Annotated in this window: 7 protein-coding genes; all 7 read right to left on the bottom strand. The window is 59.1% G+C overall.

The genetic code is table 11. The features are described 5' to 3' along the window. The coding region (locus H147_RS20740) for a transposase (RefSeq protein ID WP_019956845.1) at window positions 1-197 on the bottom strand (197 nt) is incomplete at its 3' end. A gap of 457 nt (window positions 198-654) precedes the next feature. After that, the gene (locus H147_RS0118895) at window positions 655-7,260 is read right to left on the bottom strand and encodes a two-partner secretion domain-containing protein (RefSeq protein ID WP_311135642.1); all 6,606 of its coding nucleotides are present in this window, start codon (window positions 7,258-7,260) and stop codon (window positions 655-657) included. A 190-nt stretch (window positions 7,261-7,450) separates the two neighbouring features. After that, window positions 7,451-9,004 (bottom strand): ShlB/FhaC/HecB family hemolysin secretion/activation protein, encoded by a 1,554-nt coding sequence (locus H147_RS0118890; protein WP_081625915.1) that lies wholly within the window; start codon window positions 9,002-9,004, stop codon window positions 7,451-7,453. A 43-nt stretch (window positions 9,005-9,047) separates the two neighbouring features. Beyond that, on the bottom strand, window positions 9,048-9,833 hold the full coding sequence (locus tag H147_RS0118885) for a tetratricopeptide repeat protein (protein WP_019956950.1): 786 nt from the start codon (window positions 9,831-9,833) through the stop codon (window positions 9,048-9,050). A 221-nt stretch (window positions 9,834-10,054) separates the two neighbouring features. Continuing rightward, the gene (locus H147_RS20155) at window positions 10,055-10,363 is read right to left on the bottom strand and encodes a type II toxin-antitoxin system RelE/ParE family toxin (RefSeq protein WP_019956949.1); all 309 of its coding nucleotides are present in this window, start codon (window positions 10,361-10,363) and stop codon (window positions 10,055-10,057) included. Beyond that, the gene (locus H147_RS0118875) at window positions 10,360-10,623 is read right to left on the bottom strand and encodes a CopG family ribbon-helix-helix protein (protein WP_019956948.1); all 264 of its coding nucleotides are present in this window, start codon (window positions 10,621-10,623) and stop codon (window positions 10,360-10,362) included. Before H147_RS0118875 ends, H147_RS20155 begins: the two co-directional genes overlap by 4 nt. A 172-nt stretch (window positions 10,624-10,795) precedes the next feature. Next, a partial coding sequence (locus tag H147_RS0118870) for an integrase core domain-containing protein (protein WP_019956284.1) occupies window positions 10,796-11,029 on the bottom strand: 234 nt, incomplete at its 5' end.

Raw genomic sequence — 11,029 nt, 5'->3', positions numbered from 1 at the left:
GCCCCAGCATCAGGCGACCACAGGCCCTTTCTCTTGAGGTCATGCCGCCACGCATAAATTTGCTGTCGCTTAATCTCATGACGTTGCGCAACCTGCGTTACGCTTGCGCCATCGACCCCAACCGACATGACAATCTCAAGTTTGTCGTCGTCATGCCAAAAGCGTCGCCGCTCCGCCCCAAGAATTTCACCACGCATCGCAGACCCCGTCTAAGAGACGTCGTTAATGACGTCCTTAGCGACGTCTCTTAGATCATTGTCAAAGCGTCAGGCAGGCGGTGCCAATGGCGTGGTTACGAAGTATCATGTTGCGTGACGGAGCAATTTTCTCATGTTTTGTTGGGTTTCCCGCTTGGGGTCTCATGCAAGCTTTTAACAAAAAGCTCGCATGAAGGTCTAAACGTTTCGGCACCAACCTATTCTAACACAGGTTCCCAAGACCCACTGAAGTACCCAGGATCGGGAAAGGAAAGTATCCAGATTTCACCAGAATTTAAGCACCTGAACTTTTTACTTTGCAACGGCATTGCGCTATCAATTGGTTCAATAACCTCAATGCACTCTCCATTCTCAAGCTGATGTTCAATCCACTTAACAAACCGTTTAAACTCAGCCATCGAACTGAAAGATCTGATCGTCTCCCAGCTGCAATTTTTCATTGTTTAATCCACTCTGGTTTCATCGGGTTAATATTTCGATCAAAATAAATCTGGTTTCCGCCCCCAACGAGACCTCGTTGTGGGGCGGCCACTCCCTCAAAGAGTCGAGTCCCAGCAGGAACCTCCATTTGCACAACTGTAGTTGCCGAATTTCCCCAGTTTTGATCAAGGGCACTGTCAATCACGGATTGTAAAGGGCCTTGCGGCTCTACCCTTGTCCAATATCCGCCAGCAGGATTTCCATTATCGCCAATCACGCGATACAAAGTCGTAGGCTCTGTAGTGACGACTTCGTTGTATGTTCCGCTACGGAAAGTACTCGCGATGCCATCGGGCAACGGTCCCTCATTTAAAGGACCAAACCGATTTACGATCTCTATTTTTGGAGCTTTTGGTACCCAAGTTAAAGCTCGTGCTCCGCCAGCAACTACAGGTCCACCCACTCCGGTTGCGACATAGGTGAATTCAGCACTGACTTGGCCAAGGATTTCGGCAGCTCCCTGCCAGTCACCTGCAGCTTCGAGTGCTTTGGCTTGGTTAAGTTGAGTAACTACACCCTCGTAACCGCTTCTAACTGTTCCAACGGGATCAGTAATTGTCGTCAAAATTGACGCACCGATCAGTTCCAATTGTTGCTGTGCCGTCACATTGCCTGCTGCAGCCTGCGCGGTGATTGTGATCAGATCGATGGTACCGGTTGCGGCAGACACGGGAATAGTTCTGAGCGCTTCAAGGTAGGCGTTCTGAAGCAAGTCCTGCTTATAATAGGCGTAAAGATTGGCAACGCCCGCCGATCCGTCAGCTACGCTGTCGAGTGAGAAAATATCGCCACTTGCGTATTCACCGAGCAGGACACTTAGCTGAATGCTGCCATCCTGGATGTAAGTCGTATAACTTTCAAAGGCCGTTTCAAGGTCTGCAAAAGCTAATGCGCAATTTGCAGACCTCGTGTCTATACAGGCCAATTTGAATTGTGCATCCCGTTGTGCATCCAGTGTGTTGAGGGCCTCAAACTCGTCCCAAAGCTCATTAATTTGAGCCTGCGAACATGTATTTGACTCCCTGCAGGCCCAGAGTTCTTCGTTGATCTCTTCGCGTCGTTGAGCTTCGGCATATGTCAGATAGTTATTCTGAAACGCCGACTGGCTGATCGCCGCGGCTTGGGAGACGTTCTCCCCCTTGCCACCAGACACGAGATACCCCGCAACGGCCCCGATCATCTCGGCGTTTCTGGTCGCCGCTACACGCTGGTCATCCTCAAGCCCGCCGTTGCGATCGATCTCGCCCGCATAAAGCGCGCTGACCGCGCCGCCGACAGCCCCTGCCCCGCAATCGGCGCCTTGCAGCTCGGCTGCAGCACAACCGACGAGCGCGTGCAAGGTGACATGGAGCAGGTCACCCTCGCTGTAGCGGCCATCAATCACGCCGGACCCAATAACATTATGCATGTCTGCCATGAGCAGCCCTGCTGCGCTGGACCCGAGGCTAGCGCTGAAGCCTGCCACGAAGTCATCGCCGTAGACCCCGGTGCGAAGTGCTGCGGTGATGGTGGCATCGAGCCCGCCTTCGGCGAGGTTGGCGATGGAAAGGTTACCACGGCCAAAGAGCGAGTCTTGGTTGAGGCCGAGATTATCGGGCAGATTGATCCCCGCGGTAAGCCCTGAGGTGACACCGGAGAAGGCGGCAGTTTCGAGGATGACGCCGATGTCCATGTTGCCGGTGATAGCACCGTCGATCATGCCCACGGTCATGGAATTGCCGAATGCGGTTGCTGCAGCTGCAGCTGCGCCGTCAAGACCAAGGAATCCGCCGAGGCCTGGCACATAGGCGCTGACGGCAATGCTGACCAGTGCTTTGAACGCAGGGTTCAGAACGACCTGCTGGTCGTAGAAGTGCTGGTCGATCAGCAGGACGTCCTTGTTCTCCGTGCTGTCACGCTCCAGCAGTGGTGCGATATAGCCGTAGCCCGGCCCGTCCTGCACGCCGGGCAGTGCGATCTGGCGTATGTCGAGGTCTGTGCGCCAGCTGTCATCAGCAGTGCCGGATGATGGCGGCCCTGTGGCAGGGTCGGTATCGCCAAGGAACATCGCGGCGATGGCCATGTTCGCCTCACCGGGGTTCACCAGTGCCGCGGCATGGGTTGCGCCAATGCGCGGATCGCGGATCGCATCGAAGGTCACCGGCGAGCCTTCGTCGAAAGCAAAGCCCGCCGCGCGCAATTCATTGAAGGTCGCGCGTTCGGTATAGTCTTCTTGCGTGGTCGTGGTGATCGTGACGCCGTTGTTGCGCATCACGTTGCTGGAGGCGTAATCGGTATCGATGGCGGCCAGCAGGAAGGTTTCTCCGCCAACGTCGGTGCGCAGGATGCCTGCCGCTTCAAAATCCACTGCGACCAGCGTCAGATCACCCGCCGCCGTCAGATCAATCATGCCCGCCACCCGCGCAGTCGAGCGCAGGCTTTCAGTGTTAAGGCCACGTATGTCTGTGCTTGAACTAATCAGACCACCCAGCATGGACGAGCTGGACTGATAACTGCGCGCCGCGATATCCGTAGGGGTGCTGACGAGGATCGAGCCGCTCGCCGCAGTCATGCGCAGATCACCACCTTGCAGCGCGTCCAGCGTATCGCCGGTCTGACCTGCTGTGGTAAAGCGCGTGCCTTCTGCCGTGATCATGCCTGCGGCAAAGATATCGATCTCTGCGCCCGCGATCTGGCTGACCTGATGGGTCAGATCAAAGCGCTGGTCGCGCATGGAGTTCTTGCCGAAGAAATTGCCATCCTTCGCGGAAAGATCACTGAAGCTGTAATCCGCCACGGCCTCCATCAGGACATTCCCGTCCAGTGCGATCAGACCCACAGCACCACCGGCATCAAGCGTCGCACCTTCCAGCACGATATCGCCACCTTGCGCGAACAATGTCAGTTCTGCGCCCGTCACAATCTGGCTGGCCTGATGGCGCAGGCTTTCGGCGCGGTAATAGCCACCGTCAAAGTCGCGTTGGACCTGCCCCTCCAGCGCCAACGCACCAACGGTAATCCCGTCACCCGCGACCAAGGTGGCCGCACCGCCCGACGATATCTCTGCACCTGTCAGAACTATGCCCCGCTCTGCCAGCATGACCAGTTCGGTGCCTGCGGTGATCGTTGCGGTTCTTCCGGCCACGTCCTGATAGGAAGTCTCGTCGCCAAACCGCTCGGATGCCGTCGCGATGACGATGTCGCCCGCCGCGATCTGCACCATGTCAGCTGCGATCGTGCCGCTGAGTGAAGTCAGCGTGCCTGCCACATCCAGCGACAGCACATTCTGTGCGCCGAGCATTCCGCCGAGGTTCGCCAGATCACCTTGCACGACCAGTGCAACATCGCGCCCTGCCACCATCGCACCGCTGTTGGTGATGCTGCCTACGAGCAGGTTGATATCCAGCCCGGCACGGATTGTGGCCGTACCGAGGGTAGACTGTGCCATTGCCAACGATGTGGCCGATGCCAGATAGACCCGTGGGACCAGCACGGTCTGCCCGTTTACCAAGGCCTCTTCCACCCAGATGATATCATCGGTAAGGGCCGCGATCTGATCAGGTGTCAAAGCGATGCCCGGCGTCAGCTCCAGGTTCCGCGCGGCATCGATAGCATTGTCATACATCGCACGGATCTGATCCTGCTCGGATCGTGCAGCGCCGACAAACCGCCCGCCGGTCAAACCAGTGATCTGGTTGCGGATGAACTGTGCTTCAACATAAGGATCACCCAAACGAAGCTGGGTTGTGAAGCCGTCGTACCCCAGTGCATCCAAGAAGTAGTCGGAGCCAAGAAACCGGTCCAGATTGATAAAATCTGCCCGTGTCTCGATCAGATAGCCGCTGACAGCGCCGCTGTTGACAACAAAGAGTTGGTCATTGCCGAACAGGCCATCTGTCCCATCCAGTTGTGGCAAGCCACCGGACCCGGGGGCAAAGGCGACTGCGGTCTGTCCGACGCCCAGATTGGGTGATGTGCTTGCACCCACCGATCTGTCATCTGCGTTCTCGGTGACTACACCATTGGTCAGAGAGTTTGTGATCGAACCGGTGATGGAGCCGCCTGCCTCGATTGTGCCAAGGAAGCTTGCAAGTATTGTTTCGGTAACGACAGCAGGGTCGACACTTTGAATGCGCCTGACGTTACTTTGGGGAAATGTTCTATCGATGAACCGCCAGTTCTCCCTGACACGCGATTCAGTGCTTGTGCTTTGATCACCGAGATTGAACAGAATACCCGCATCAATCGCGATGTTGCCTGCCGCAGATATCAGACTGTAAGAATTATCGATCCGGCCCGCATCCAAAATAATGTCCGCACCGGAGACAATCGACGATGATGCACCATCAACCTCCACAATGCGTGACGCCGTGGTCAATCGGTCGATGGTGTAATTGTAGCTGTCGTCGCCTAGGCATACACCGCTACACCCCCCAGGATCGTTGTTAATGGTGCGATACACCGGATCAGGCGTTGTGATGCGCGCAGGACCATCACGTTCGTTCAGGATGGTCGCAGCGGCCAGATAAATATCGCCTTCGAAGGTCTCGATCAGACCGCCGTCGCGGTTGATCAAAGCCCCCGCCCTGTCCGCCGACCGATCCGCGGTGCAATCGTTTGTGCCCGTGCCGCAGACCAGCAGCGCGTTCATCGCCAGTATTGTGCCGCCGTCGTTCAGCACGGTGCCACCTGCGCGGATGGCCAGCAGATCACCACCGGCATAGATCTGCCCGCGATTGGTCAGATCTGCGGTGGTCTGCAGGAGCATGTTGCCCATGACCGATGCCAGCGTGCCATCATTGGTCAGATCATCCGCCCTGATCGTCAGCTGGCCGTTGCTCAGGAGATCGGTGCCGGCCGCGACGGTCAGCTCTGTGATGCTGCCGCCACCTGCGCCCTGCAGGGTCAGCCAGCCACCCGATTCAACGACACCCCAATTGGATGCCGTCAGCTGATGCGCGCCGCTGAGTTCCAGCAAGATGCCGATATCCGAGGATACCCGGCCACCGGTATTGTCAAAGCCAGCCAAACCGTCCAGCAACACCCCACCGCCAAAAGCATCGATACTCCCGCTGTTGCGCAAGCCAGAAGCCGAGATGTGCAGCAGGTTCTGCGCCTGCAGATCGCCGCTATTGGTCAACTCCGTGCCGGCGATGATCCGCAGCTGGTCACCCGCCAGGATTTGCGCTGCGTTGGTTATGCTTTGAGCCGCCGCGAGGCTGGCGCTTTGACCGGCCTGCAGCGATCCCCGGTCTATGACCAGATCTACGGTGCCGGATGTCACCGACAGGTCACCGGCAGCCACGACCTGTCCGCCTGTGGCTGCCAGCTGTTCTGTTGCCAAGGTGATATCGCCCTGCGCCACGAAGCGGCCTGCGGGCAATTCGCTTTGGGCCGCAATCGCGATGACGCGCGCATCGGCGGCGATGTCACCGCCCGATGCAGCCTGCGCGCCTGACAGGGTGATGGTGTCTGTCGCCTGCAATGACAGCAGCGCGTCTTGGGATATCCCGTTCTGCGGCATGCCTGCGAGCATCAGCGCATCATTCTGTGCGGTGATGCTCTGCCCCTGCACACTGACATCGCCATGCGACAGCACTCGTGCAGCAGCCCCCAGAACGGCATCGCCGGTCCCGGCATCCACGCCCAGATCACCAACTGCGGCCAGTTCTGCATTTGCACCCAGCGTCACGCCGGTTCCGGCTTGCAGCACAAGCGCCGCCTCGGACACGATCCGCGCATCGGTTTCCACAAGGATCGCGCGGGCGGCTTCGATCTCAAGCGCTTCACGCGCGGCAAGGCTCTCCTGCACCGTCACATCGCTGCTGGCGGACTGCACCTGCATCTGGCCTTGCGCACTGGCACGCCCCATCACCAGCCGCCCGTCAGCGGTGATATGCATATCACCCGTTGTGGCCGCCATATTCTGAGGTGCGCGCACGCCGACACCGCTTTCCGTCGAGGTGATGCTGATCGATCCGGCATACATGCCGCCCAGAACAGTGGAATCGATCGCCAGCTCTGGCGCATCCCTGCCGTCCGCCGCACGCGGTGTTACTTCGTCGGTGAGGTAAACCACATCATTGCGCCCGGCGACGACGCGGATGCGCTGGCCTTCGACGGCCCCCGCCACGCTGATCCGGCGGCTCAGCAGATCGAACCGCAGCGTGTCACGCGCCGCAGCACCATTCTCGCCAATTGCAATTGCGCCGCCATCAATGCCAAGGCCGGTGAACACACCCGCCTCCCATGTCGGCGTGCCGGTCGCCAGCGTCATGCGGTCCATGTTCAGAAAGCCGCAGCCATTGCAGGTGATGCCGTAAGGGTTGGCGACGATCACATCCGCCCGCGCACCCGCAACTTCCAGATAGCCTGCCAGTGTGGACGGATTGGGGCTGACCACCTCGTTCAGGATCAGACTGGCCGCCCCGTTCGTCAGATTGGCATTGCCCGGGATGATCCCGCCCAACTGGCTCGTGTCAAAATTGCCGGAGATGTTGTTCAGCAGCAGGCCTTCGGGGCCTACGTTGAACTGGTCATAGCGGTTGTGTGAAACTCCCTGCCCGTTGGGGGTCTCGATCATCACCATCGGCACGCCGTTCGGTGCGTTGCCAATGACAGGGCCATCACCTGCGGCAATCGTCTGCGCCATGATCGGCTGCACGGTCAGCGCAAAGACCGAGACCGCCGTCACAAGCTGGTTCAGAACACATGATGTTGCCTTGGTCATTGCTGACCTCCCTGTCCACAATCCCGATCAAAGCCTGTCATCATCAAAACCGCCAGCCCGCAGAGATCAGAAATTCCCCGTCCGGGCGTGCAATACCGCCCGGTGTCTGCAAAATCCGCCCGTAGCTCGCATCAATGTCAAAGCGACCACCCACCAGCCGCGCACCCAAGCTGGCCCCGCGCACAACACCGCCCGCGATACCGGCATCACCTTGTTCTGCGATGGCGCCGCGATCCGCTGTCAGGTAGAGCTCGAACACGCCAAGCTGTTCCGGCAGCGCGGCGGGCGTGCGCCAGAACACTTCGTTGCGCCAGACATGGCCTGTATTACCACTTATCAGCACAGCCTTTGATCCGCGCACCGAGGACCCGCCGCCCAGATTGAACTGCTGGGTGCCGTAAAGCAGATCGTCGCTCCATTGGCCGCGCAGGCTGGTGGTATAGCCGATCCGGCTGCTGCCCGCCTCAAACAAGCGCCGGAACCGCAGTTCCGCATCCCAGAGCGCATACTGCGCATCAGGCTGTCCGTCAGGCTGCGCGCGGGCATCCTCGGCCCCGAACAGGCGCAACCCATGCTCAAAGCCTACCAGAGCCTCCAGGACGCCACCCCATTGCGCGCGTTCATGCGCCACGCCATAGCGCGCTGATGTCAGCACCCGGCTGGAGGCGTCGATGCGCACATCCGCAATCCGGTTCTCGTTCGCGCGCCGTGTCAGGCCAAAGGTCACCTGCGTCTTTGATGTCTGGTCGCGCATTAGCAAGGCGCTGCCACCCAGCCCGATCGTGCGCGTCTCGCCGTCTACGGCAATCGGATTGAACGCGCCGGGGACCGTAGTCGCATAATCCGACCAGCCGACATTGGCGCGGACATTGAACGTGCCCGTGGGCACATCAACAAATACATTGCCACTGCGCGTGCGCGGCCCCTCGTGGAACAGGTTCAACGGATGATCCGGCTGGCTGCGCGACAGGTTCAGACGAAACGTCTCGTTGAACCCGAACGCTTGCGAGATGCTGCCATCAACTGCGGTGATGAACTGCCCTGTCGCAGCGGCCGCACCTTCGTCGGCCTCGTCATCACCGATGTTCGTGCTCGACAGGCGCAACTGCCATGGCCTGCCTGTTGTCGTGATATCCAGGTCGGTGACGCCGTCGGCATCCCCCGGGGCCAGTTCCAGTTGCGCATCAAACCCCGGCATTGACCGGATCACATCCAGTCCCTGCTCGACACTGCGCAATTGGACTGGTTGTTCGCGCTGGCCCGGAAAGCTGCGTGCCTCCCAGCGGAGGTCTTCCGCACCGTTGAAACGGATAGTACCCAAGCGGCCTTCCACGACACGAATTTCCAGCGTGCCGTCGCCAAGGTTCTGTTCGGGCAGCCAGGCCCGCGCGGCGATATAGCCCTGATCCACATAGGCCAGCGTCAGGGCCTGCAGCACCTCGTCGATTTCCGGGAGGACCGTCACGAAGGGCACGCATCTGCCGGTGACCGGGGCGGTCAGGGCAGCTATTTCTACCGGAGGAAGCAAAGCGGCACCTTCAACGGTAACACTGTCAATCTGCAGACAAGCCCCGGTGGCTGATGTTCCCGCCAGCATCGCAGCCAGTGTCAGGCTTAGTCGGATACCGGTCCGCACCAGCCTAGTCCGCAGCCTGCATCTGATTTTGCGTCCAATCGCGAGCACGCGCCTGCGCTTGGGTAACTTCTGTCGCGGTCAACTGGCCTTCGATCCGGTCGCGCAAAACCCCTGCTTCGGGATGTGCGCGCACAACCGCAAGGCTCGCCAAAGCATAAGCCTCAATCAGGTCAGGCTCATCCGCCGCTTCCAACAGCCGCGCCGTCTCGACCATGCCCACCGCATTGCCCGCATCTGCAGAACGCGCGAACCAGTTGCGTGCTGTCGCCACGTCTTCCGACCGCAAAGCCGCAGCCCCAAGCAGGTTCATCGCGGCCACGTTCCCGGCCTCGGCCGCCGATTGCCACAAGCCTTCCGCGCGCAAGCTATCCGCGTCCACACCGCGCCCCGCCTCATGAGCTAGACCGCAGGCGACCTGCGCCTCGGCAAGGCCGCCCTCGGCCGCCGCACAGATCAAACGCGAGCCCTCGACATAGTCGCGCAACAGCACCGTGCCTTCATGATACATGAGCCCAAGCCGCAGTTGCCCCGCAGGATCGCCGCCCTCGGCAGCCGCTGCATAAAGATTTGCCGCGCGCATCGGATCAGGCGCCGCACCGATACCCAGCTCGAACATCCGCCCTAGCCAGAATGCACCCGCCGCATCGCCCGCCTCGAAGGCCGCCGCAAATTGTGCCGATGCTTGTGAAGCGTCACCTTGCTGCAAAAGTGCCAGACCCTCAGCCACATCTGCTCGTGCGGCCCCTGCCAGATTGGTCATCACAACAGCCGCAATCATCACAAAACGCATCGCAATCTCCGAGCAGTAAAGAAAGAATTAATTCGCCTCTGGGTAGTGGCGCTACCCCCACCGGTCAAGACGCTTTGGTAGCGAATGACGTGATTTTGGGCACGAGTCATCCAAAGCACGCAGATTGACCGGATGAGATCATGCTAAAGTCTGAAGAAAGAGCCGACACGGTGATGCAAGCTATCAACCATTAGCTCGTATCAGGGCTGGAACATTTCTCGTCAGCCCGCCTGCATCCTCTCATGTAGCGCCTTCGCAAGATCGCGAGAGGTGTGAAATACCGCTAAGATTGTCACCACCTCAGAGCCGACCTCGTACACGATTAGGTACGGCAAATCTGCGATACTAAGTTCCCGCGTTTCAGGATGGCGTCCGGGGCGGCCCAAGGCTGGAAATTCAGGCAGCTTCTCTGCTGCACTCACGATTCCCCAGTATACTTTTTCAGCCACAACCGGATTGTCCAAAGCAATGTAATCCACGATCTCTTCGAGATCGCGGGCAGCAGGTTCCGCAATGACTAGCTGCTTCAACGTGACCAGCCGTGTTTTGCAGCTATCCCTGAAAAGACCTGATCTGCTGGTGCAACCTTGCCATCGCGGGCAGCGGCGATGCCGTCTCTGATACGTTCCATCTGCCAAGTATTGGCTTCAAGATACTGCTCAATCGCCTGATTGACGATATAGTTGCGGGAACGGTCCATTGCCCCCGCCAAAGCGTCGATCTCGGCCACCTTGGCCGTACGAATGGTAATGGGTTCAGATACGGCGCGCTGCGGCATGGTGTGCTCCATTGTAATCACCTGTAATCATAGCACCACTTGGTGCGTGATCCAAGCCGTGAAGGGGTAGATTCCGGCTGGGTGCAGGATAGTACGTTAAGGGGTCTGTGCCGAACAGTACGGAGAGGTGGTTCGGTTTGATTGAACAGGTTCCTGGCGTTTTCTAAGTGGTTTTCCGCCTTGGTTATGCCGCTACCGCTTCGGGCATCGGCTGGTTGAAGTAGGCCTGATCGGGGGTTCTGCCGTCAAGCGATGAATGGGGCCGCCGGCTGTTGTAGAAGGTCAGATACCGGCCAATCCCCGCGCGTGCCTCGGAGACGCTGGCATAGGCTCGCAGGTAGACCTCCTCATATTTGATGCTCCGCCACAGACGCTCGATGAAGACGTTGTCGCGCCAGGCGCCCTTGCCATCCATGCT

Source organism: Yoonia vestfoldensis DSM 16212 (assembly GCF_000382265.1).
Classification (GTDB): domain Bacteria; phylum Pseudomonadota; class Alphaproteobacteria; order Rhodobacterales; family Rhodobacteraceae; genus Yoonia; species Yoonia vestfoldensis.
This window is presented reverse-complemented; position numbering and strand designations above follow the sequence as displayed.